Annotated in this window: 18 protein-coding genes; 4 read left to right on the top strand and 14 right to left on the bottom strand. The window is 36.6% G+C overall.

The window, feature by feature from the left end:
• Positions 1-7: 7 nt before the first annotated feature.
• The 7 genes from N7603_RS02935 to N7603_RS02905 form a co-directional block, all read right to left on the bottom strand.
• Complete coding sequence (locus tag N7603_RS02935) at positions 8-4,801, bottom strand: RecQ family ATP-dependent DNA helicase (RefSeq protein WP_262095845.1); 4,794 nt, start codon at positions 4,799-4,801, stop codon at positions 8-10.
• A 140-nt stretch (positions 4,802-4,941) separates the two neighbouring features.
• Positions 4,942-5,526, bottom strand: a complete 585-nt coding sequence (locus N7603_RS02930) for a GIY-YIG nuclease family protein (RefSeq protein ID WP_262095844.1) — start codon at positions 5,524-5,526, stop codon at positions 4,942-4,944.
• A 17-nt stretch (positions 5,527-5,543) separates the two neighbouring features.
• Positions 5,544-6,503, bottom strand: coding sequence for an HNH endonuclease domain-containing protein (locus tag N7603_RS02925; RefSeq protein ID WP_262095843.1), 960 nt, complete (start codon positions 6,501-6,503; stop codon positions 5,544-5,546).
• Positions 6,503-6,868: an HIT family protein gene (locus N7603_RS02920; protein ID WP_262095842.1), complete on the bottom strand. Its 366-nt coding sequence runs from the start codon at positions 6,866-6,868 to the stop codon at positions 6,503-6,505. Before N7603_RS02920 ends, N7603_RS02925 begins: the two co-directional genes overlap by 1 nt.
• Before the next feature lie 161 nt (positions 6,869-7,029).
• Positions 7,030-9,108: a hypothetical protein gene (locus N7603_RS02915; RefSeq protein ID WP_262095841.1), complete on the bottom strand. Its 2,079-nt coding sequence runs from the start codon at positions 9,106-9,108 to the stop codon at positions 7,030-7,032.
• Between the two features lie 138 nt (positions 9,109-9,246).
• Positions 9,247-9,573: a PadR family transcriptional regulator gene (locus N7603_RS02910; RefSeq protein WP_262095840.1), complete on the bottom strand. Its 327-nt coding sequence runs from the start codon at positions 9,571-9,573 to the stop codon at positions 9,247-9,249.
• Entirely contained in the window at positions 9,573-11,186 is a 1,614-nt protein-coding gene (locus tag N7603_RS02905; RefSeq protein WP_262095839.1) for a hypothetical protein, read from the bottom strand. The genes N7603_RS02910 and N7603_RS02905 overlap by 1 nt, the downstream gene beginning before the upstream one ends.
• 216 nt (positions 11,187-11,402) lie before the next feature.
• Here N7603_RS02905 and pdhA point away from each other — a divergent pair, with 216 nt between their 5' ends.
• From pdhA to lpdA, 4 genes are read left to right on the top strand one after another with little or no spacing between them, the layout of a single operon-like run.
• On the top strand, positions 11,403-12,485 hold the full coding sequence (gene pdhA, locus N7603_RS02900; RefSeq protein ID WP_262095838.1) for a pyruvate dehydrogenase (acetyl-transferring) E1 component subunit alpha: 1,083 nt from the start codon (positions 11,403-11,405) through the stop codon (positions 12,483-12,485).
• Positions 12,486-13,469 carry an alpha-ketoacid dehydrogenase subunit beta gene (locus N7603_RS02895; RefSeq protein ID WP_262095837.1) on the top strand — a complete coding sequence of 328 codons (984 nt, stop codon included), beginning with the start codon at positions 12,486-12,488 and terminating at the stop codon, positions 13,467-13,469.
• Between the two features lie 10 nt (positions 13,470-13,479).
• Complete coding sequence (locus tag N7603_RS02890) at positions 13,480-14,742, top strand: dihydrolipoamide acetyltransferase family protein (RefSeq protein WP_262095836.1); 1,263 nt, start codon at positions 13,480-13,482, stop codon at positions 14,740-14,742.
• On the top strand, positions 14,742-16,112 hold the full coding sequence (gene lpdA, locus N7603_RS02885) for a dihydrolipoyl dehydrogenase (protein ID WP_262095835.1): 1,371 nt from the start codon (positions 14,742-14,744) through the stop codon (positions 16,110-16,112). The genes N7603_RS02890 and lpdA overlap by 1 nt, the downstream gene beginning before the upstream one ends.
• A 31-nt stretch (positions 16,113-16,143) precedes the next feature.
• Here the strand turns inward: lpdA and lplA are convergent, their stop codons facing one another.
• The 7 genes from lplA to N7603_RS02850 form a co-directional block, all read right to left on the bottom strand.
• Positions 16,144-17,100, bottom strand: coding sequence for a lipoate--protein ligase (gene lplA, locus N7603_RS02880; protein ID WP_262095834.1), 957 nt, complete (start codon positions 17,098-17,100; stop codon positions 16,144-16,146).
• Between the two features lie 11 nt (positions 17,101-17,111).
• A complete protein-coding gene (gene pepF / locus N7603_RS02875) occupies positions 17,112-18,911 on the bottom strand; it encodes an oligoendopeptidase F (protein WP_262095833.1) in 1,800 nt (599 codons plus the stop codon).
• A gap of 129 nt (positions 18,912-19,040) precedes the next feature.
• A complete protein-coding gene (locus N7603_RS02870; RefSeq protein ID WP_262095832.1) occupies positions 19,041-19,598 on the bottom strand; it encodes a hypothetical protein in 558 nt (185 codons plus the stop codon).
• A 116-nt stretch (positions 19,599-19,714) separates the two neighbouring features.
• The gene (locus tag N7603_RS02865) at positions 19,715-23,680 is read right to left on the bottom strand and encodes an InlB B-repeat-containing protein (RefSeq protein WP_262095831.1); all 3,966 of its coding nucleotides are present in this window, start codon (positions 23,678-23,680) and stop codon (positions 19,715-19,717) included.
• Positions 23,677-23,883: a hypothetical protein gene (locus N7603_RS02860; protein WP_262095830.1), complete on the bottom strand. Its 207-nt coding sequence runs from the start codon at positions 23,881-23,883 to the stop codon at positions 23,677-23,679. The genes N7603_RS02865 and N7603_RS02860 overlap by 4 nt, the downstream gene beginning before the upstream one ends.
• 120 nt (positions 23,884-24,003) lie before the next feature.
• Positions 24,004-25,299: a sensor histidine kinase gene (locus N7603_RS02855; RefSeq protein WP_262095829.1), complete on the bottom strand. Its 1,296-nt coding sequence runs from the start codon at positions 25,297-25,299 to the stop codon at positions 24,004-24,006.
• A gap of 2 nt (positions 25,300-25,301) precedes the next feature.
• Positions 25,302-26,030: a LytR/AlgR family response regulator transcription factor gene (locus tag N7603_RS02850; RefSeq protein ID WP_262095828.1), complete on the bottom strand. Its 729-nt coding sequence runs from the start codon at positions 26,028-26,030 to the stop codon at positions 25,302-25,304.
• Between the last annotated feature and the right edge of the window lie 2 nt (positions 26,031-26,032).

The raw sequence follows: 26,032 nt of genomic DNA, 5'->3' as shown, positions 1-26,032 counted from the left end.
TATGACCTCACTCTTCTACTGTAGTCTCAACTGTAACACTATGACTCCAGTTAAATTGCAATTCTGGTAATACAATCAAATATTCTTGATTTTCATCCTTATCTTTCCAGTACACCAAGTATTTCACTGTAGCATTAGATAATACATACCCTGATTTGAGTAATTCAGATATTTGATCACTATATTTTTTTGAGAACTTAAGGACCTTCCGATCCTCTTTTTTCAATACATCCTCTTGAATCGTTAACTCATCGCCAGATTTGAGTTTGAGGATTGCAGGTTGAACCAATTTAAAATACCCTAATGCGACATCTTCATAGGAGACTTGATAAATCAAACGTTCTGGTTTTTGGTAAATGTTGTCATCCGTTTTGTGGGTAAGATTCTTCATTTTGTAATAACTGAAGAGATTATTTAGACTATGAATGATTAGATATTGACGAGCTCTGGTAATGCCTACATATAAAGCGCGTTTTTGTTCATCATTTAATCGATTACTATCATCTAATATGTAGACATTGTCGAATTCTTTACCCTTGGTTTTGTGGAATGTTGAGATGAATATTGGGGATTCCTCAATGAAATCCGATAGATTCGATTCGTAGATAAAGTTATCCAAATCCGACTTATAGAATGCTTGAGGATACTCGCTTCTAAAGTTTCTGAACATTTTAATGAAAATGGCATAATTCGAAGTGTTTTTGAACTCATCGCTGAATCTTATAATGGCATTCTTCCAAATTTCATTGGATATCATGAAACGTGAGTTGTCATCATCAAAATAGCTCATAAAAGTGCGCATTTCTACCATTTGATAAATTTTGATTCTGTCATTATCTTGAATTAATGTCGCATTAATCTGGTGCAAATTTAATAGACCTAGCGCATATAGAGCCTGTTCGTTAGTCCACGTCACTATGCATGTTTTTCCTGGTAAATTGTCAGCAATTACTTGATTAACAACTCCAACAATGAGATTTTCATTAGTTGTATGTCTGATAACCTCTATTTGTCCTAGTTCCACTGTATTTGAATGAATCGGTTCATTTTTGATTCGATTGGGTATATTTGAAAGATATTGATTGGCAAATTCGACTAAATTTTGCTTACTTCGATAATTGGTTAAAAGTTGATAGAGTTTTTGACCATTATCCAACAATTCTAATAGATACTTCGAGTTAGATCCTCTAAATTCATAGATGTTTTGATCATCATCTCCGACTGCGATCACACGTAAATTGTCATTGTGTTTAATGATTTCCATAATCAGATCAAATTCATCTTGAACCATATCTTGGGCCTCATCGATGACAAGTATCATTTTCGTGATTTTGGAATTATCGACATCGCCTGACCGTATTAATTCTACTGCTTTCTTAACACTATCTTTAGTTTCTTCAAGATTACCAATGCGTCCTAAAATATCAAAACAAAATGAATGGAATGTTTTAATATCAATAAAATAAGCAGCCTCTCCAATGAGATTGACCAGTCTTTGTTTGAATTCACTAACTGCTGCACGAGAGAATGTAAGCATGAGTAACTGCTCTGTACGAATATCTTCAGTATACAAGATGGATGCGAGTTTATGAACCAATAAACGTGTTTTTCCACTACCAGGACCTGCTGCAACCACAATGCGATCGTGTTCATTGTCACGGACAATTTCAGATTGTTCAGGAGATAAAGCCCCAAAAATTGCATTAAATTTGGCCGGAGTCATGCTGCGTTCTATTTCTTTTTTACGGTTGCCTTTAAAGTATTTACTTAAAAAATCATTGAACTCGTATTGGAAATAATCGTCAACAAAGATTAACGCAGATTGATAATTTTCAATCATTTTGGTAGCATACTCACCAACCACATGTACCTGTTCAAGTTTGTTTTTATAGAACGTATCCAGCTTATCATAGTCTTGTTTCGTAAATTGTTTTGATGGATTCATTTCTATGCGTTCAATATTGAGTGGACTGTAAATTACCATGAAACCACCTTCAATGGTTAGAATGCCACTGCGTTGCATAAAGTATAAGGCATCTTCTATGTCATCTAGGGTGACTGAGTCATCCATGATGCCTTTTTCTTTTTCGTAAAGTCGCTTTAATTCAACAATTGAGAAATCTACAGAGACAAACTCTGTCGATTTATTTTGGTTTTGCATCAATTGATAGAGGTATTCAATGATGACATGTGATATAACAGCGTAGTGTTCGATTCGGCCCAAAATTGTATTAGACGATTCTATGTAAAGGATGTTTACGTTATCTTTTCCATTTTTCTTGAGATCAATCCATTTCATAATTGCGAAATAATTGATTATATTACGTACCTGTTTTAAGTTTGTATCGATGCCATTTTGGATGACATCATCATTGAGCTGTTTAATGTTGTAGTAATGCGTTTTATCATCGATTAAAGAAATCAACATTCGCATCGTTTTCAGGGATAAATCCAGTGTTTTTTGAATGGTGTTTAGGGTTTTTGAGCGTTTTAAAAACACAGATAAATCTTTGTCATCTGCTAAAATTTGAATGTCTCTTAATTGATTGATGGCTTTGATGACTAAATGCTTTTCAATACCTAAACTCTCAGCAATATAGTCTACCCTAGATTCTGCTTCATCGTCCTGAGCCAATGATTTACGTTTGCTCGATATGAGGAGTTTAATGATTCGTTTGGCTGTTGGCTTTTCTTCTATAGCGATGAGATCACTGGCGTCGATTTGTGTGACTGCATCAGCCATTGTTTTGGATAGAATACTGTTCGCGAATACACGTGGTGTGTTTTGCCCTCGCAGTAAATAACCTGCTTCCTCCAATGTGGATATGGCGGTAGTAACTCGCGTTTCTAAACCATATATGCTTTCGTCCCATCCTGCAATACGCGCAATTTCTAATGCAGATTGAGAAACACTTTGACGTACTTTGGTCAAATCTTTCACCGCTTTCCAAACTTGTTGGATTTCTTTAAGATGCAGTTTACTTTGATTGAGTAATTCGAAGTGTGTATTTAAATCATTTTCGTTGTATAGAATATAGCATTGTGCATGAATGCTGAAATCTCGTCCTGCACGTCCAGATTCTTGGACATAGTCTTCTAAGGAACTCGAGATTTGATAATGAACAACACAAGCAATGTCTTTCTTATCCACACCCATACCAAATGCACTAGTTGCGACCATGATGGGCGTAATCCCTTTCATGAACTTGTCTTGTTCTGCAACTTTATCTTCTTTTTCCATCTTTCCATGAAACTTAGATACAGCGAAATTGTCTTTTTTTAGTTTTTCATATATGCTATCTACTAATTTTGTCCGGGACGCATAAATGATAGTTGGACAGTTTTCCTGTTCAATGATGAATCTAAGTTTATTATATTTGTCCTCTTCGTCACTAACATTGATAACTTTGTAATCTAGATTAGTCCTACGCGAAGAAGTTTGATAGACTTTCATGTCCAAATCGAGATGACGCTTAAAATAACCTAAGATGTCTTCAACCACATTTTTCTTTGCTGTTGCCGTAAAACAAGATACAGGAATTCTAACATGATTCCCTTTAATCTTTTGAATGTGACTAATAAACTTTCCAATGTAGAGATAGTCTACTCTAAAATCATGACCCCACGATGAAAAACAGTGTGCCTCATCGATAACAAAACGTGTAATTTGACGTTTTACCAGCATTTTCTCAATCTTTTTAGATCGTAGGGATTCTGGAGCAATATATAAAATCGCAGCAGAGCCATCTTCTACTCTTTCGATGACTTTAGCACGTTCAATTGGATCTAAGAGACCATTGATATAAACTGCTGAGACAATCGAATTTTCTTCCAGATTATCGACTTGGTCTTTCATTAGCGACTGTAGTGGCGAAATGACAACTGTCAGTCCTCTAGTCGTTTCTTTTGCAACCAATGCAGGAATTTGGTAGGTTATGGATTTACCTCCACCTGTAGGGAAAACTGCAATTAAGGACTCACTATCCATCGCAGCCTTAACTGCCATTTCTTGTAAGGGTTGGTCATTATATTCTCTGTACTTGTCGTATCCAAAAAATCTTTTAAGAGCAGCTACTGGACTTAAGTTGATTTCACAATATGGGCAGTTCCCACAGGATGTATTTCTAAGCTTATTCATGATAGACTCGACTTTTGGGTAGGTCAAAATAATCCACGGTGGCATGAGTGCGCCTTGATCGTTATGGGTTGTACTAAGTGCTAAGCAATAAGCTAACTCTATTGGAGATTCCCTTATTAGATTGGTTAAATTGACATGTCCACAGATTCTATCTTTGAAATATGTCAAAATCAATGTTTCTATGTTCTTAACTTTAGGACCAAATTTTATATACTTAAAAAAACCTGAGAACCCGGGTATATCTTTAAGCAATCTATAATATATCTCTTTTAATTCATCCTCTAATTTCCTAAATGCGTCGATTTCATCCATTAATAATAGTTGTGCATGTTTAGCATCATTCAACGGATTATTTTCACCATCAATATCGAGTTTATCGTCTTTGACAAGTTTATGATAAGGTTTTTCTGGAAATAACAGCGCCGATAGAAACAATGTATCAATCGCGTAGTCGGGATGAATAAACTTACGCGGAAGGTATTTTTCTAGAAAAACCATATCGTGTTTTATGATATTATGTCCACAAAAATAATCGACTTTTTTGGCAAAGCGTACAAACTCGTCAATTTTTTTAGTATGTATCTGATCCCCATTTTCTTTAAGGCATCCAATATCCGATATGATTTTGTTTTTTTGAACCTCGATATCAATAAAACCTAACATATGATTGCTCCTAAAAGTAATATATTGATAAAAATGATTTCTTATAATTAATTATAGCATTAATTTGAGGCTAACTCTATCCAATTTCAAGCGTATAGTGAATTAAAAAACGCTCAGCCAGAGCGTTTTACAAAATGTGATTATAGATTTTGAGGAATAGCCATAATTTGAGATACCAGTTGAAATATATATTTACCTTGTTCAGGTGTCAGTTTAAAGAATTCTCTTTTGCTGGCATCTGTGTTTTTTCTTAAATCTGGGTTAATTGTATCAATGATATTATGTATGCTTTTCTCAAGAATAGTAGAATTTACTTTGCTGGTTGTAGAAATTAACTGTACTACTCTAAAAGGCAATGGTACCGAAGTATTGTATAGTTTTAACAGTCTCTCATCAATTGATTTAGTTCGACCAATCTTTACCCAACCAGGTATACTTTCATTAGACAATAAATACACGACCTCATGAGGGAATGTTTCCTTTGCAGATTCTTTAATTTTTTGCATTAACTGGTACTGTCCACGTGATTGAAATTCAATTAATCCTTTGTCACGAAGATTTTGCAATATTTGCCTTATTTTATCTTTAACATGTAAATTTGCAGGATATACTTTCTGAAAATAAGATTCAAAACGATATAGTTCGTCAAGTGTGAATGGTTCATTCTTGAAATTATTCTTTATTAATGTATATACTATGTAATTCCATCCTGTTAAATCCTTCATATGTAAATATCCTTTCGCTATGAAATTAATGATTGATAAAACTTAGTAATGTAATGGTGTTCTAAAGACTCCATCAATTCTGCTTTATGATTACTATCTTGAATAACTTCTAATAATTTTCTATTGCGTTCTTCAAGTTTTTGAATGTATTCCTTGGTAGGTGGTCGGTTTGATTTAGAACTATTACGGCTTTTGGATGTTATGACCAAATTCCATAAATCATCTGAATACATGTAAGACCAAGGAATAAAGTGATCAATGGATATATCTTCAAAATTTAAGGTTTCATCGGTGTAAAAATCTTTAATCTCGTCTTTATACAGTAATAATAATATATCTTTATATTTCGATAGATTATTACGCTTTAATTGGTTATCTGACGAACCTTTAATCTTTGATACAATACGTGGTTGTATGTTGTATTTTTCAAGTAATTGAGCCCATTTATAGTTAAATAATTGAATAAGAATTTCATGATATGATTTTATACTCTCAACATCTTCTAATGAAAGTTCAATATAGCGCTCTTTGTTGTTTAAGACGTAAATCTCGACGGTTTCATCTTCAATTTTCAAAAATCTCCAAGATACATTTTGAGTCAAAACTGTGCTGATTTGATGAACTTTATTTTGAAGTATTTCATTGTTAATCGTCGATTTAACCTTATCAAACCAAACAGGGATATTTGAAACTTTGCTTTTGTAATAATCGATTAATGTATCGGTAAGTTGAACAACAACTGGAGGATTTGATTGACGAGCACTTTGTTTAAGATTGAAAAAGAACGATTGATTCCAGTAATACTTTAGAATATGCATAGAGATCCTATCAAAATGGATACGATAGTGATCATCGATAATTGATCCTTCGTTGAATACAATTGCTTCAATGATGGCTCTACCCCAAGCGAGTTTGTATGTGTTATCGTTTGACATCCCATTTAAAATGTCAAACCATTTCTTGATATAGTTATCCATTAGTATTTTTGTTTCCCAGGAATAACACCACGAACGCCACCTCTAGGGTTAGGCATGTCACCTTTATATCTAGGTATTAAGTGCACATGTAAATGCATGACTGTTTGACCTGCTGCTTCTCCGTTATTAATACCGATGTTATAACCATCAGGATGATACAAATCATCTAATTGATTTTTCATATGTTTAAGGGCTTCGTCGATTGATTTTAGTTCATCACTGTTTAAGCTAAAGTAATTGCCGACATGTCTTTTTGTGATGATTAAAGTATGACCTTTATTGACAGGAAACCCATCTAATATCGCGTAAACATGGTTATTTTCATATATTTTACGTTTTGAATCCATTTGACAAAATATACACATGATGAATCTCTCCAGTCTATTAAACTATGTTAATTTCATTATACAGTTTTTAGTAGATATTGCCTAATTATTTTCATTAATTATTAATAAGTTTATAAAAACATTTTGCCTCAAGTATAATTAAAAGAGCCTTTTTCAAGGGCTCTTTTTGAAATTAGCATTTAGTATTTTGTAAATGTATTTTGAACAATATAATAAGACTGCTTAAGACGTTCATGATAAGTAGGCATACCCCAGTTTTCCCATGTATACGGGTTTAATAAAACGGATTCGCCTGCATACCCAAAGCCAATTTGAATTGAATCAAAATGTTCACCAGTAAAGCTTGTTTGGCCTTTAAAATTCGCCATTCTCGTTTTGGTCGATGGGTCCATGATATTCAGTAGTAAATATGGGATTCTAATCTCAACAAATTCATTCGTATCAAAATAATCTGATAAGGAATCATAACTTGTTGAATTTGGGTCCGAATTGCCTTTTCTTAATAATCCAGCCTCATACCTTGAAAAGCCTATATATTCATTTGTAATCGGAATGGTTAAAGCTTTAGATAAAGCGTGGTAGAGCCCTGTGAATAAACCACTACTGATGGTATCCATACCTAGAGATTTATCTACCATCTTTAAGACTTCACCATACAAATGACTGAATGCGTCGTAATATGGGTCTACTTCGATTTTAGAGGTCTGATCCATTGTTATCAAGAAATCCGCACCACTACTAAAGCTTATATTCTTTTTACTATGCGTCATGTTTCCTTGATTAGGAATCGTATCAATGCCGATGTATAACGGTTCTTGACTTCTTTTTTCAATGTATAAATAGAGATAACGCTCATCTTGAGTGGCTTTTAAGTTTTCACCTATATAAGGGATTAAATCCCAATCGCTTGCATTACCATCTAGTTTAATTTTTAAAGATTCGCCTGGTTCAAAGGATAATAAACCAAACATCTGTTCATTCGTTTCTACATTACTCCAGAATGGACGTTGCCATTCGAGGTCAAAATCCATTGTATTCCAGGTCCGTTTGAACCATTCATCTTGCCACGCAAAGATGAGAGCTCCGATATTGCCTGTATCGTAAATATCTTTAATCATTGAAGCTAAAATCTCACCTTGACGCTGTTCGGTATGCTGTCCTTGATTAAATCCGGAATAACGTGCATCATGGGCTTTACCACGTGAGGCTGGAACGCCAAATTCAGCAACCAAAACAGGCATACTGTGAAACTTGTTTAGCTTTTTTAAATAGGCTTTATAGGTATTAACTGGGTCATATACTTTTACTAATTCTTCTGAAAAGTTCATAAACTCTGGATAATAAGGGTAAACGTGATAGGAAGCGAACTGTCCAGCAAATGCTTTTTTGGATAGTTTGATATGTTCGACATTCACACTCACCAGATCTTCTTTAGGGTCTGGTTCATTAGGGTGATCAAGTGGGTCAGTCGTTAACCAGTTTGTGAAAGATAACGGTCTCGTATTTTGATAAGTATTCGCTTCATATTCTAAAATCGCTTCACCCACTCTTGCTAAAAAGACTTCGAATGGAGTAGCATTATGAGTATGTAAATAGGTGCCTTCAAAAGTTTGAATATCCTCATGGAGCTCATTGGTATTTTTAACAAACTCAGGGTCCCATTCAACGCCTAAAATCCAGCCAATGATATATTGGCTAACATCTTTCGTGTAAACCCCATTTGCGAATCCAGGACGACTCTCTAAGGTTTTATTACCGTGAAAAATATCGACTAAATCTTTTCCATCGGATATGAATTCATTTAACAACCTTTCCTCTTCTGCATACGGGTCCATCAATGCTTTCATTAGATCCTCATTGACCCAAACCCCATGCATGACATAGAGTTTTTCATCACTTTCAAGATTGAATTCATATAAGGCATCATAAAAGGCTGGTTTCAACGTGGTATAGACTCGAATGGTATTCGCATTCATTTTAGTGATTTGATCAAACCATCTCAAGTAATCTTCTTTTGTAATGCCTAATTCACCAGGGAAATACCCTGGCTTAGTCGCGCCAATATTAACGCCTTTAATGAATATTTTTTTAGGTTTATTGTTATTAAAAATATAAAAATCCCCATCGTGGATGGTGGCAGAGGTTGTAATCCCATTTTGAATTTGAACGATGGGTTTTTTCTTGATTAAACCTGCGATCATAATGGATAAAAACCCCACTAATATCACAATAAAACCCAACAAAAGCCATTTCTTCATATTAAGTCCTCACTAACATTATACTGTATTACTTTATAAATTCAGTAAAATATTCTCAAATTCACATATTTACTATAAATGAAATCCCACTTTCATCTAACCAAGAGGGATGGGTTATTAGAAAGTTGGATTCATGCGTTATTTCTTATAAAATTTTTCTAAGATTTCGGTGGTTTCAATGAAGGTTTTACGTTTTTCTTCTAAGTGTTTTTTTCCACTATCGGTAATACTATAATACTTTCTTTTGACTTGATTAATGCCTTCTGTCCAATAGGATTCAATGAAGTATGCGGCTTCAAGTCTTTTAAAGGCCGTGTAGAGTGTTGCTTCAGTTAGAATAAATTTCTCATCGGTTCTTTTTGAAATGGTTTGATTGATTAGATAACCATAAGAATCGCCTTCCGCTAAAATCGATAAGATGATGGCGTCGGTGTGACCTCGCAAAGCGTCTCCGAATAAGTCCATTATTTCACCTCTTTTACTATAGGTTTACGCGAACTCCAAATCCAGTACAGGATTGTTGATAGGCATGCAATTATAATTACGATCCATTCTCGATTGCTTAATGGATAGATAATGATACTTGAATCTGTGGATGGGGTTGGTAATAAGACTATGAGAGTAATTAAATTTACTATCCAGATGATTTTTTTCTTGATGACATTCAAAAGCACCAACGGTGAGACGATGAATAAATTGATGATTATGCTAATTACGCTTAATGAACCAAAGAAGGATGAACCAAACATATTTCTTAATTGTTCGGATAAAAATCCAAATTCTCGATGTATTTCAACGTTACTTTCATTTAAATAAACTATTTCAAGTGGTGTACCCAAATAGAGGATGATTGGTAATATCGAAAGGAATATCCACATCAAACGCATACTCATGTATTTTTGACAAAATGCTTTCAGTTGTTGTTTTTTCTTCAACCTAAACACTTGGATTAAGAGGTATATTGCCATAATTGAAGCACTAACCATCAAAATCAAAATTGTATACCATTCAGTAATGTCTACATTGAAATGAACTAAACTAACTTGAATATAGATATGTAATAAGACAAATGATATGATGCCGATGACAAGGAAATTGATGTGAATTTTCTTTATATGGTATACGATAAATAACCCAATTAGACTAATGTAACTCAACAAAATGAAAATTGTTATAAACGGGAATTCAATGATACCCGTTTGGAAAAACCATACGATTAAGCGACCTTGATCGTAAATATCCCAAAACGGCATGAGTAGGATTGGTACTAAACCAAAAACATATAAGAAACCTAACAACCACTTTTCGCTATTACCGTAAGTCGCTTTGACATTTAAATAATCTAAGGAAGTTTTCACTTTGCCTTTAAGATTCGGTTCACCGGTTAATAAAACATATTTTGTTAAAAGCTTACGATAAATGACGTAAGATAACATTAACAATAAGATTAAAGCAACAAAGAATAAGATGATGGATGCGATTAATGTGGTATCCATGAAGTTCTTTAACTCTTGTGGGTCTGATTCAATGCTCGGTCTAAACCATAAAATGACTCTGGTTAAGACTGATTGTGCAATTAGGGCGAGAATATAGGATAGATTCAGTGACCAAAACACAAACGCTGTTTTCATGTAAGTGAATATTTTAGCCAAGTACGTTTTATGCAACTCAATGTCGAGTTGTGCTGATTTCACATGCATTGCTTTCGCATATAGATAATAGCTACCTACTGCATATAAGATGATACTAACGGCTGTTGAAATCCCACCTAAAAGGGTGTTAAAGAAAATAAAGATTACAGCGAAAATGCTTAATATCGCAGAACTCGGTAGACTATATTCTGGCCAAGCAGGGAGTTCATTAAATTCGGGGGATACTTTGTCATCCATTTGTGGGTTAAAATCCCCCATGGATTTGATTGTATCGATGTAAGCTTGTTGAGGGTCTTTACCCGCTTCTACCATCGCGTCATATTTATCGGATAGGTTTGCGATAATCTCTTGTTTTAAACTTTCTAAATCACTTCTTTGATCGAACCGGAAATAATGGTCGACATACTGCTTAATTTTTTCTTTCATAAAAATCCTCCATACCTAATCTGTTTATGTATCTAGTCTACCATGGTCATACCTAACCTGTCAAGGTATGATTTTTGTTTTTTGATAAATTGCCAAATCATTTGAATCTCAAAAGGTTTATAAGCGTTTCATTTGGGTATAGGTACTATACACGGTATACTTAGGCTGAAAAGGTTAAACATATGTTTAATGCTTTTACTATCCAAGGAGGCAATTATGCTATTTGAAACGTACGATCCACTCAAGAAAAAAGTATTTCAAATACTCGATTCAGAAGGTCATGTTGTAAATCCAAGTGGGGAACCAACCATTTCTAAAGAAACATTACTTAAAATGTATGAAACCATGACACTCGGGCGTATCGCTGATATCAAAGCTATTCAATTCCAAAGACAAGGCCGTTTATTGACTTACGCACCTAACATGGGTCAGGAAGCGGCTCAAATTGGTCCTATGGCTGCGACAACAAAAAACGACTGGCTTGTTTTAGCATTCCGTGAGTTTAACGCGATGCTTTATAAAGGGGTTACCCTTGAACAATATTTTTTGTACTGGTATGGGAATGAAAAAGGTAGTCACTTTGACGAATGCGTAAAAGTACTACCAGTGAACGTCCCGATTGGTTCACAAATCTCTCACGCTGCAGGCCTTGCATACGCAGCGAAAATCCAAAAGAAAGATGAAGTCGCGATTGTCTACATTGGCGATGGAGGTACTTCTCACGGCGAGTTTCATGAAGGCTTAAACTTCGGTTCTGTTTTCCAAGTTCCAATGATTGTAATTGTCCAAAATAACCACTGGGCGATTTCAACCCCTCGTGAAAAAGCGACTAAAGCGGAAACTTTAGCTCAAAAGGCCATCGGGTATGGTATTCCTGGGATTCAAGTGGATGGGAATGATGTATTAGCGATGTATGTTGCGACACAAGAGGCGATCAAATGGGCGAAATCAGGAAAAGGTCCAGTTTTAATTGAAGCGGTGACATACCGTATGGGACCACATACCACTTCTGATAATCCAAAAATATATCGATCTGATGAAGAGGTTGAAGCGTGGTCACATAAAGACCCACTCAAACGCTTTAAGAATTACTTACTGAATAAAAAACTCATCACTGAAGACAGTGATCAAGCATTAAATGAATCATCAAATCAATTGGTATTAGATACTTTTAAGAAGGTTGAAGAAAGCGGCTTTGTTTCATTAGAAGAAATCTTTGAACATACCTATGAAACCATGACCCCTAAGCTTAAAGAACAATATAACAAACTTAAACAAACCGAACAGGAGGGACAATAAATGGCTTTAATCAACATTCTAGAGGCTGTGAATAAAGCCTTACAAACCGAGATGCAAAAAGACCCTACTATCGTGGTTTATGGTGAAGATGCTGGTTTTGAAGGCGGTGTCTTTAGAGCAACAGCAGGTTTACAAAAAGAATTTGGTGTCGACCGTGTGTTCGATACCCCAATCGCTGAAGCTGCCATCATTGGTTCTGCTGTTGGAATGGCCATCAATGGTTTAAAACCTGTGGTTGAAATGCAGTTTTCAGGATTTATGTTTCCCGGATATAACCAAATTGTTACCCATGTTGCGAGATACCGTAACCGCTCGAGAGGTAAATATACACTCCCATTGGTCATTCGCATGCCTTATGGGGGTGGGGTTAAAGCCTTAGAACACCACTCAGAAAGCTTAGAAACCCTCTTCGCACACATTCCTGGATTAAAATTAGTGATCCCTTCGACACCTTATGATGCTTTAGGCTTATTAAGAAGTGCGATGCGTGACCCAGACCCAGTGATTTTTATGGAACCTAAACGTATTTACCGTGCCTTTAAACAAGAGGTTCCAGATACCGATTATGTCGTACCGATTGGCAAAGCTCGCATCGTTCAAAAAGGCGATGACATCACAGTTGTCGCGTGGGGTGCGTTAGTTCGAGAAGTCGAACAAGCGTTAACTTTGATTCAAGATGACCATATTTCTGTTGAACTGATTGATTTAAGAACCATCGCGCCATTTGATGTTGAAACGTTAGTCACTTCTGTTAAAAAGACTGGTCGACTCTTGGTCGTTCATGAGGCGGTTGAATCATTTGGTCCAGCTGCAGAAATCATTCAATCAATCACCGAACGTGCGTTTTATCATTTAGAAGCGGCACCTAGACGCTTAACAGCGCCAGACATCACCGTACCACTGCCACGTGGTGAACACCATTTTATGATTCATCCAAAACAGATTGCGAACGAAATCAAAGCCTTATTCGAAGTGAAGGCTTAGGGGGTATTCTATGTATAATTTTAAATTCCCAGATATTGGTGAAGGCATCCATGAAGGACGATTGCTCAAATGGTTTTTTAAGGTTGGCGACTCTGTTAAAGAAGGCGAAACCCTCTGTATTGTTGAAACCGATAAGGTAAACGCTGAACTGCCAAGCCCAGTCAACGGAATTGTTGAAAAACTTGGGGTCTCAATCGGAGAAATCATCCATGTTGGGGAAACCCTGATTTTGATTCAAGATGATTTGAATGCTAAACCCACTGTGGCATCAGAACCTAAAAAATCTGTTGAAACCGTTAGTGAAGGCGAAAATGCCGGTGTTGTCGGTGAATTAGAAGTTTCTAGTGAGGTTATCGCACCTGCTTTTGTTGAAGAAAATTCTACCAAACAAACGAGTAGAGTCCTCGCTTCGCCGCTTGCAAGAATGCTTGCGAAAGACCATCAAATTGAAATCCAATCCGTCAAAGGGACGGGTGAATTCGGTCGAGTTCTTAAAACAGATGTCGAACGCGCAATCGAAACCAAATCAACCCCTAAAGTTGAAGTTCCTAAAGTGTCTCCAAATGATCCTAATTCGAAAATCCGACGCGTTCCGGTTACACAACTCCGTAAAGCGATTGTAAACGCGATGACTGTATCCAAACAAATCATCCCGCATACCATTTTAATGGATGAAATTGATGTGACAGAACTCGTAAATTTGAGAAATGCCCAAAAGGATTTAGCAAAATCCGAAGGGATTCATTTAACCTATATGCCTTTTATCATCAAAGCGATTACTAAAACCATTAAACAGTTCCCAATCTTTAACGCTTCTTTCGATCACGAAAAAGGGGAAATCATCTATAAAGACTTCATGAATATCGGTTTCGCAACCGATACCAAAGAAGGTTTAGTCGTTCCAAACATTAAAGATGCAGATACCTTAAGTGTTTACGAATTAGCTAAGAAACTTAAAGACCTCCAAACCAAAGCGATTGACCGTACCTTACAATTAAAAGACATTCAAAATGGTACTTTTACCATCACCAATTATGGTGCATTCGATGCTTTATATGGTACACCAATCATCAAATACCCTGAGGTCGCGATCATGGGTATTGGTAAAATCATTCAAAAACCTGTGGTTAAAAATAATGCAATAGTCATCGCCCATGTGATGCCAATCTCATTTGCTGTAGACCACAGAATCATTGATGGCGCGGATGCCGGCCGCTTCGTCATGATGTTTAAATCCTTACTGAATAACCCAGTATTCATGTTGTTATCCTAATGAATTTTGATATCATCATCTTAGGTGGCGGTCCCGGCGGATATGTTGCGGCCATCAAAGGCGCTCAACTGGGTTTTAAAGTAGCCTTAATTGAAAAAGACACCGTTGGCGGTGTCTGCTTGAATGAAGGCTGTATTCCAACAAAAACACTTTTAAAAAGTGCGAAAGTTTTAAGACTAATTAAAAACAGCGCTTCTTACGGAATCAAAGTCGATGTTGCTACAATTTCTTATGATTATCAAGACGTATTATCGAGAAAATCGAAAGTAGTTAAAACGCTCACTGAAGGCGTAAAAGGCTTATTGAAGAAAAATGGCGTCACCGTCATTTCAGGGTTTGGTGAAGTGATCAATAGAACTACAGTGGTCGTAAACAATGAAACTTATACTACCAAACACCTAATCCTCGCGACGGGTGCTTCTCCAATCATCCCTCCAATCAAAGGTTTAACGGAAAATCTAGAATCTAAATATGTGCTCACTTATAAAGGCTTACTCGATTATCCAACTATTCCTAAGTCATTAGTCATCATCGGTGGTGGTGTGATTGGTGTTGAATTTGCTCAACTGTTTTCAAGTTTCGGAACGAAAGTCACAATTCTAGAAAAGCAAGATCAAATCCTTTCTACCATTGACGATGAAGTTCGCCAAACCTATCAGCGCTATTTGAAAAAAGATGGCATTGAAATCATCACAAAAGCTCAAGTTACCGAAATCAAAGACCATCAAGTGTCCTATACATTAGACTCAGAAACCAAAATACTAGAAAGTGAGATTGTCCTGCTTTCTGCTGGGATGAAACCCAATCTTTCAGCATTTAAAGCTTTAAACTTGGAAACCTCAAAACAAGGGATTCGAGTCGATGATCAACTAAAAACGAGTTTACCCAATGTGTATGCGATTGGTGATGTAACAGGCCAAATGATGCTCGCACATGCAGCCTCAGCAGCTGGGATTGTTGCGGTTGAAGCGATTGCTGGAAAGTCTACAAAATTCTCATTTAATGATGTCCCAGCAGCGATTTATGGATTCCCTGAAATTGCTTCAATAGGATACACAGAACAAAGTTTAAAAATGAGTAATAGCTTGTATAAATCGAGTAAATTCCCACTTCTGGCGAACGGAAGGTCTCTCGCTGAAGGCAATACCGATGGCTTTGTGAAGCTTTTATTCAATCCTGAAACGGGTGAGATTTTGGGCGCGCACATCCTTGCTTCAAACGCATCTGATCTAATCGCTGAAGTGATTGTTGCGATGAAATCTGAAGCAACCATTGCTGAAATTGCGAATGCGATTCACTTACACCCTTCCGTGTCGGAAACGGTGATGGAATCCGCCATTGGTGCGATTCATAAAGCCATTCATATATAAGAAAAAGGCATTCACGCGAATGCCTTTTTGCTTATTTAAATAAGATGTCTTTGAATGATTCAAGTTGTTTTTTATGTTCATTATCAAACTGTGCAATTGCAGTTTGGTAGGCACTTACATCAAAAGGAATGCCTTTAAGCGCAGTGATGATTTGAGATTTTAATTCATTGGTATACAAACATTTTTCAATGAAGCCCTCAGTCACTTTGACTTGAATCTGATTAATTCCAATTTCTTTATGAATCTCAAAAGCAGGTGATTCACCATAATTCCAAGCCCAACTGTGGTATTTAGATTGTTTAAGTTGTTCGATCGCTTGAAAGTCTAATACGGAAAGTTCAAGAGAACTTTCTTGAATCGTTTTAGGGTAGACCCAGTGTGCTTGTAAGTTGTAAAGAAAATCATGAAATGACATTTTTGTTTTTAAATGATCATAGACATTAGTTACCATCGAGCGATTAGAAGGTACACCGATCGAAATGATATCTTTTGTTTCTAACTTAATAACCTGATTTAATCGGTTTAAATCAGATTCTAATAGCAATGTGCCATGGTGCAACATTCGATTTTGATGATAAATCTGCGCATTGCCACTGATTTTCTGATTGCCGATTTTAAGATCACTTTTGCCACTGAATGTCGCATGGATCCCAAGATTATTCAAAAATGTGAGGATTGGTTTTGTGAAATAGGCATAATTACTGATGACATCCTTGTATTGTTTGGTAATGACTGAGTAATTGAGATTACCTAAATCATGATAGACAGTCCCACCCCCTGAAATCCGTCTAATAATAGGGATATTATGGGTTTTACAATAAGCCACTTCGACTTCCCCATAGATGATTTGATTACGCCCAACGATCACAGAAGGCGCATTACGCCATAGTAAAAGGATATCTTCATCACATTCAATATGTTTAAAGATATACTCTTCCCAGGCTAAATTGAAATAGGGGTCAGTAGAATGACTGATGAGGGTTTTCATAAAACACCTAATTATGCTTTGGTTTTTTCAGCGATGATGTCATCGATGATATTCGAGATTTCATCAATAACTTCATTTAAGGTTTGGTCCGTCGTTAAGTCGACACCGACCATTTTCGCCAGTTCTAATGGGGACTTTGTGCCTCCAGCTTTAAGTACTTCAATCCAAGCCTGAGGTGTAATGGTTTTGTTTTCAATCATCTTGGAAACTTTAGTCCCTAAAGTTAAGCCTGCTGAATACGTATATGGATACAAGCCCATAAAGTAGTGTGGTTGTCTCATCCAAGTTAACCCAGCCCATTCTGGAATATCAACCGCTTCTCCCCAAAACTTTTTCAAAACATCAAGTTTGATGTTCTTTAAGATATTGGCAGACAAGGGTTGTTTTTGGTCCACTTTCGTATAGACTTCTCTTTGGAAAGCAGCTTCTAATAAATGGGTGACGAAGTTGTGATAATACGTTCTTGAAATCATCACCGAACGAATCCAGGTTTTTTCGCGGCTGGATTGTGCTTTTTGGATTAAATGATTTGCCATTAATAATTCGTTTGTGGTTGAAGGCGCTTCAATGAAATACATCGAAGGTCGTGTATTGAGAATACTTTGATGGGCATTTGCGTATTGGAAATGGCCAGCATGTCCGATTTCATGGGCTAAGACCATGACTTCATCCATTTGTCCATTCCAGTTGATCAGTATGTAGGATGGTGCGCCATAAGGGGATGAACAAAACCCACCAGTGGATTTACCTTGATTTTGCGGGAAATCAATCCAGCGTTCATCAAATGCACGTCTGACAATCTCATTATACTCACTGCCTAAAACGGATAACCCTTCAATCAAGAGGGCTTTGGATTCTTCAATTGATACTTTCGGTTCAAAACTTGGGTCGACAGCAATCTTTAAGTCAGCATAAGTCATATTGTCTAAACCGTGAATTTGTTGTAAGAGTTTCGCATATCGACGCATTGCAGGTGCTAGTTTTGTCATAATTGAATCAATTTGACGGTCCATAAAATCTCTCGATACTTTTTGACCATCTAGCAAGTAATCAAAGACGCTTGGATAGCCCCTAAGTTCGGATAGGATTTTTTCTTTTTGAACATGGGCTTGGTAGTTGCTAGCAAAGCCATGTTGATATTCTGCTAATTTTTGATAGAAAGTTTCATATGCACGTCTTCTGACCGCTGTTTGTTCTTCATATTCATATTCATTCTCAAATAATGTGAATGAATTCGGATAGTTAACCCCAGCCACTTCAAAATCATTGAATTTCATATCAGCCAATTTAAAACGATTATAATGGCCATAGGAGGCATTTAATACAGGGGATAAAGCCACCAGTGTCTTTTCGATTTCTGGGGATAAGGTGTGTTTCTTATCTTCAATGATTTCAAGTAGATAATCATGGTTATCGACGTTTAATTGGGCTGCTTCTAATAATAATGCATCGTCAATTTGCTTGAGTTCATTAATAAAGAAGGCCATTTGTTTAGAGATGGCTTGAAAACGCATCATGGCTTTGCCAGAACGCATTTGATTTTCTTCAGAAATCGAATCTGTGCTGGCTTGTAGTGATGCATATGCACCAATTCTTGTCAATCTAGATTGAATATCCTGAAATGTTGTTAATGCCTCATTAATACGTTCTTTAGTCGTTAACTGCTGCTCAAACTTTTGACAAAATGTGACTACATCTTGTTCTGCTGTGTCAAATGCTGCTTGGTATAACGCTTCACTCTTAAATAGATTTGCCATATCCCATGTGTATTTCACATCGATTTCATGGCGTTTTGGTAATTGTTTCTTCAATCCCATCAACTCCTTTGTTATGATTATAACACAATTATAAAATCCAAAATTTCAATTTTTAGTCTAAGTTATAACAAATCACCCTCAACCATTTGGTTAAGGGCGATAATCCTATTTATGTATAAAACATTAGCACTCAAAGAGTTGATCGATGATGTCATCTATTTGCGTCATGACATCCTCGATTTCAATGTATACTTGATGAAACTGTTGACACGATTGTTCAAGTTTAATGCTTTCTTTTTGAAGATAATGAGTCAGTTTTAGCAAATCGGGTTCATCCATGTTCATATACCATGGGTTATCGATATTGTGGGCATTTTTGACTAGTTCTTTGGCTTTTTGTTCAGGATGAACGGTTTTATAGCCTAGAAAAACAGCTTTGATTCGATTAGGAAAAGCAGCCATTAATTTGCTAGCGAATGCTGGCTGAATATGAACCCCTTCTATCAAGATATCCTTTTTTGAAGATACCAATGCTTTGATTAAATCTTCTAAATAGGGTTCAAGTTGGCGACTCACTGAGATATCGCTCTTATGAACATCAATGCCAAGGTTTGGATTTCCGTGGTAAAGCATCATCATAATCCAATCTGTTGATAGGACCTGAATATGTTTAGTTTCGAGTACTTTTTTCGCAATCAGTGATTTACCTGATTTTGCGAGTCCTGCTAGGATATAAATCATGAGTTCCTCCACATTTAGTCATTGCTTGATAGAATTATTATACAGTATAAATCACATGTATGCCGACTCTCCACTACAGAAAAAGCGATGAATCATTGGACTCATCGCTTTTATCCTTAGTTTTGTTTTTTGTTAATCAGGGATAACCAGTTATTTCGATACTTATAGGCTACAAAACCGATTGGAATCAATAGTATTAAGAACCACCAACCCCATTGTTGGCTATTAGTTTGATAAACAATCGCGAACGTTGAGAATTGATCTGTTTCAAAAGTAATGGTCTTATCTTCTGCATTATATACACTGTCAATCACTTTAGCCTGACCATTGTGAACCGCTATAATTTGATAATTTTTATGGCCTTGTTCTGCTTTTGATAACACCAATGTTATTGAGATTTTTTCATTTAATTCATTGATTTCAATATCTGATTGTCCTTGTGCCTTTAAAATGACACGAATATCCATGATCGCGTATTTTTGATTTTGTTTAAGGAGGGATTCAATGCTAGATTTAACAGTTTCACTGATGTTTGTAGGGAGTTTTCGTTCAAAAACGATACTGACTTCAACATCTTTTTGGACAACTAATGCCGGATCAATCGCATTGATTAAGTCAAGTGAATTAGATGACCCGTGTTCACTTGACGTATCTGAAACTTTTAGCCAAAAGGCTACTAAAACGATATCCTCTGCCGGCATGACCGCTGGTAATAATTGGTTCCATCCATTGAAGATAAATCCTGATTTTGTTGGAATATTGGGTTCATCAATGGCTTCACCAAACTCTAATGATACTGTTTGTATCACTGATCCACCTTTTGTGTCAAAAGTAATGGTATAGGTATTAACAGTCCATTTCGCGTAAAGTGTTATATCTACTGCTGGCATGGTATTGAAAACATACGCTGTTGTTAAAGTACTATCTAAGTACCAACCACCAAATGTGTGTCCTAGTTTAGTTGGATCAACTGGTTTTGTCACGACTGTATCAAAGTTTTGAGTAATGGTTGTTACTGCACTACCACCGTTTGATTCGAACTGGATATTATACGCATTAATACTCCATTTCGCATAAAATGTTATATCTACTGCTGGCATAGTATTGAAAACATACGCTGTTGTTAAAGTACTATCGGAATACCAACCACCAAATGTGTGTCCTAGTTTAGTTGGATCAACTGGTTTTGTCACGACTGTATCAAAGTTTTGAGTGATGGTTGTTACCGCACTTCCTCCATTTGATTCGAACTGGATATTATATGCATTAATAGTCCATTTTGCGTAAAGTGTAACATCTGATGCTGGCATGGTATTGAAAACATACGCTGTTGTTAAAGTACTATCTAAGTACCAACCACCAAATGTGTGTCCTAGTTTAGTTGGATCAACTGGTTTTGTCACTACTGTATCAAAGTTTTGAGTGATGGTTGTTACCGCACTTCCGCCGTTTGATTCGAAATGGATATTATACGCATTAACAATCCATTTTGCGTAAAGTGTCATACTTTCAGCTGGCATAGTATTGAAAACGTACGCTGTTGTTAAAGTACTATCGGAATACCAACCAGCAAATGTGTATCCTATTTTAGTTGGAGGATTTGGTGCATCTATGTTTGTACCTTCGACTTGTTGGATTGCTGCTACTGCATCGCCCCCGTTAGATTCAAATGTAATTGTCGTTGAATCTTTAACCCATTTTGCCCAGTAAGTTTGTTCCCCTGTATCTGATACTGCTATATAGGTTGAAGGTGTCCCATTTAGGGATTCATTGTCGAACCAACCAGCAAATGTGTGATTGGCTTTACTGAGTTCTGAGGCTGATGGCAACTGTAATCCCAAACCTTCTGTATAGGTGGATGGTAATACATAAATACCCATAAATTGACCACCATTTAAATTAAAGGAAACCGGCGATTGAATGATGGTATTGAGTGGTGAAAACTCAACTATAATCGACTGTGTTGAAGTGATGTTCGATAATGTATAGGATGAAACCGCTCCGACACTAACGCCATTCACTTTCACATCACTGATTCGATAGCCTGGATTAGGTGTCATATAGTAGGTGATTGACTGTCCAATACCGGCAACACTAAAGCCATTGGGTGTAATTGAACCTTGTTGTCCACTAGAAGCGAACACAGTGATATCAGTGGTTGCTATTTTTTCGAAGGTTACCTCAATATTTACATCACTTGTGACACCTGAAACAACGTACTTGTTGTTTGAAATAGCTGAGCGTTTATCCACACCATCGACGGTAAATGTACCAATCTTATAACCATTTGCTGGAATCACCCAGTAATCTTGACTTGTGCCATTATATATAATACTGCCGGATGGATAAATCGATCCATTTAAGCCTGCTGCTGATGTGATGGTGTGCTGACTCACGCCACTCCATTTAGCGTATAAAGTGAGATTACCTACAGTTGTTTCTTCGATTTGTGTGAGTGGTGATCCGGTTAATAAAGCATTGTCAAACCACCCTTCAAATGTTTTACCTGTCCAAACTGGGATAGGTAAAGCTTGTGTTGTTGAGTAAGTATAACTTTGTGGTACACCAGCATTGAATCTTCCACCATTGGTTTGATAAGAAAGGGTGTATGTTGCTGGTGTCCAGATTGCATACAATGCTTGATTGTTACTAAGTGTAAGGATGTCATCTGGTTCATAGCGAGTACCAGTATCATCTGCTATAGTGTTCCAATGTGAAAAGATGTGGCCTATCTTTGAAAACATATTCATACTGATGCTAATTTTATCGACCACAGATATACTTGAAGTTTGAAGTAATCCATTGTTCGAGTGATAAGTCAAGGTATTGAGGTTTGAAACTACATATCTCAATTCACCATTTGACGTATTATAAGCAACCGCTTGAGCTGGATTATCTGAAAAGAATATTTTGTTCACATCTTCATGGGTGTTCCCATTGAGCGTATAATTTGAGGTTAATTGTTCTCCTGCACCGCCCCATAGACCTATACTGGCATACGTTTTAACGCCTGCTTGTTCAGTGTATAATTTATCCAAAATCTTGATTGAATTCACTGATTCGGTGGAATAATTCAAGTTTGTGGATATGTATTGATTTGATGCAAAATCATAAGCCTTATTGTTTATGATTTTTGGTGAACCTGACAAGGATAGTATCGAAGCCCCATTACCCACATTGTCGGTTGCAATCCCCCCGCCACCAATAAACATGCTACTTGTGTTTTGAAAGTTATAGGCTGTATCATGTGAATAATTGTCTTCAATGATTCCGCCATAAATGTTAACTCTCGCTGGCATATAGCTAGAACCGAATAAATAAATCCCAGCGCCACCATAACGGCTACTATTCCCGATAATTTGACCTTGATAGAAATTGAATGTACCACCATCCATGACTCCAACTGTACCACTTCGTTCGCGTTTGCCACCCCATTGGGATAGCGTTGTACTTGTATTTCCGCTGAGGGTACCACCATAAAAATTCACAACACCGCCTGAATTACCGATGAGGATTGCTGATCCACCACCGGCATAGTTGTAATTAGATTTCAGATCTGTTTTAGTTGAAAACTTATGCCCACCTGTAATAATACCACCCTCAATAATGCCATCTCCAACCTCCGAGAAATCGTAATAGCGTTGAAATAATTTATTGGAATAGGCAAGTTGATTCGTATATATATCTTGAGTTAAGTCACCTTCAACAGATTTGATTTTGTAGTTGTGAACTTTTTTTACAGCACTACAATCATAAATATTCAAAGTACCATTGGTAACCCTGAAAATGCTTTGGTCTGACCCGAATGCACCGGTCAATATATTACTATTTAAATTAAGATTAATGGTTCCATTACTAATCGTGATGTTATTTTGTAATGTCACATCATTTGGTAAATAATAATTACCCGCACTGAGCTGACCGCCGGTTTGTGATAACGCCACCCAGTTGGTCAATTCACCACAGTCTGGTGCGGTATTTTCTGCTTGTACTTTCATGACAGGACTTGTAAAACCCCAGATGGTTAAAACCATCACACACATGAAAAAAAGTTGTAAAAGCTTGTTTTGAAGATGTTTCATTCTTTTGCCTCCTTGGCCTCTCTAGGATACTGACATAAACCATAGCGATTTTGTGCTTCAAACTGTCCGTACTGACAAAATGCACACATTTTTACGACAAGTAGACTACCTGGTTTGGGTTTATAGTGGTCACAGCCATCTAGAATCGTAATGGGTGTCGCTTCGTCTTTTCTGCTTACACTTTTGGTGTTGTCCACCTGCATGTTTAAAATCTCCTATCTGAATGGTTTCTTTCAGCCTTATTGTAATTGACTACGATATTAAATTATTCAAACTTGAATGACTGGTCGGTTTTTATGCATGAAAAAACGCCAACCTAAGGGTTAAGCGTTTTGTTGTGGCGTTTCAATTGGGAATATCATTTGTACAATCACCCGATTAATACTTTGTTGGATGGTAATCATGCCTGGATAGTTTTCAACCATTCGGACCACACTTTTTAGTCCAGTCCCTCCACCCGGTTTGGTGGTTTTAGGTAAGCCATTTTCAAATTCTAAATTGCCTTCAAAACTGTTTTCGATTTCGACTAATAAACTACCATTTTGAAGGGTAGAACGATAGACGATGATTTTTTCTATTGAGTGACAGGCTTGACAAGCTGAAAGGGCATTCTCCAATAGGTTTGATAGCATTATTCCAACATCAGCCCCATCAGAATGGTAGTAATGATCGGCTTCTGCCTGAATACTGAATTTGATCCCTTTTTGACGTGCTCTTCGCTCAAATAATCTAAATACAGCATTGGTTGTGGGATGTTTGGAGTAATTTTTTATGGGTTGTTCTTGTAAATTGGACTCGTAAAGTGCCAAATAGTCCAAGGCACCTTTGAGATCTTCGCTATTTAAATACTCTGCGATAATCGCGTTATGATGGCGGATGTCATGCCGTGTTTGTTTCGCTGCGATAACCGTACTCTCATAACTCGCGATTTCGCTTTTTAACAACCATTCATTCGCTTGTCTCCGTATATTTTCTTCTCTTAATAAGAATTTCCCTCTTAAACTCTTTAATGATAATAAAATTGCTGAATACGTTAAAAGTGTAATCAGGATTAAAAGGTAGAAATACCCCGAATGCTGATTCATTGAAGACTCGACATCGTCTAGTGCTGTTAATATGTATAAATAGCCAACTAAAATACCTGAAGTTGGTAATAAGAACGCACCCCAGTTTTCAGATACTTCTAAGTACAAAGGTCTAAGTATTTTTTTGAAAAAAACGATTGCAAGTGCAAATAAAACTAACCGAATTGCTGTATTGGCGTAAGCAGGTTGTGGAAATAGATAACATAAATAAAAACTAGCTATTACAATGATGGCATAGGTATTTAATACCGTAACACTATTGAAAAGCCATTGAAGATAAGTATCTTTTAATAGCATTTTAAGTCCAACAATGAAGACAACATAAAAGGCTAAAGAATAATAAAGAACCCCTGTATAATTTCTCGTCATATACAACTGTGCACAAATCACTACATCGACGAGGATAATCATTGGCATTAAAGTCCAAGTAATCAGTGGTTTCAGTTTGTTTCTGGATAATATCGGTAATAAAATCAACAAACAGAATGTGGAGGTACTTCCCCTCAATAAATCTGGCAAAATATCGATCCACATAGTCACGGTCTCCCTTTGAACATGTACTCAAAATAGCTTTTTTTGAGCGTATTAAACGTTCTTCTTGGAATCGGAATACAGGTCTGATTTTTAAGGACAATTTGTTGAGGTTCAATGCGTACAATGAATTGTTGATTGACAATATAACCTTTATACGGCTGAATGAATTGTCCTAGTGACAGGGCTTCAAGATTTTGATGGAGTTCAATCAACGTCTGAACCGTTTCAATCGTAGTTTCATCTAAAAGATAGACTTGTTGCCGGTGAGCACGACTCTCGATGTAAGATATTTGGTCAATATCCACCATTTGATAAATACCCTTTGGACATTTCAATTGAATCATTTGAGTCAGTTTTTCTTGCATATTGAACATCGCACGGTCCATAGCAGCATTAAACTGGGTTTCAGTGAATGGCTTTATGATATAGTGAATGGCATTCAATGCGAAAGCTTCGACAGCAAACTCTGGTGAAGTGGTTACGAATATAACCGCTGTATGTTGGTTTTTATGACGAATCTCTTTGGCAACTTCTGTACCTAAAAGTCCTGGCATACAGATGTCTAGCAAGACCAAATCAAAAGGCTGTTTGGATTGGATATCTAAAAAATCGAATGCATGTTGAAACGACTCGATTTTTACAAATTTGGGATTGAGTTTAAAATAAGCTTTTAGGGCTGCTTCTAAAATGTTCAGTTGTTCGACTAAATCGTCACATATCGCAATACGCATCG

This window comes from Paracholeplasma vituli, from assembly GCF_025446935.1.
Taxonomy (GTDB): Bacteria; Bacillota_I; Bacilli_A; order Acholeplasmatales; family UBA5453; genus Paracholeplasma; species Paracholeplasma vituli.
This window is presented reverse-complemented; position numbering and strand designations above follow the sequence as displayed.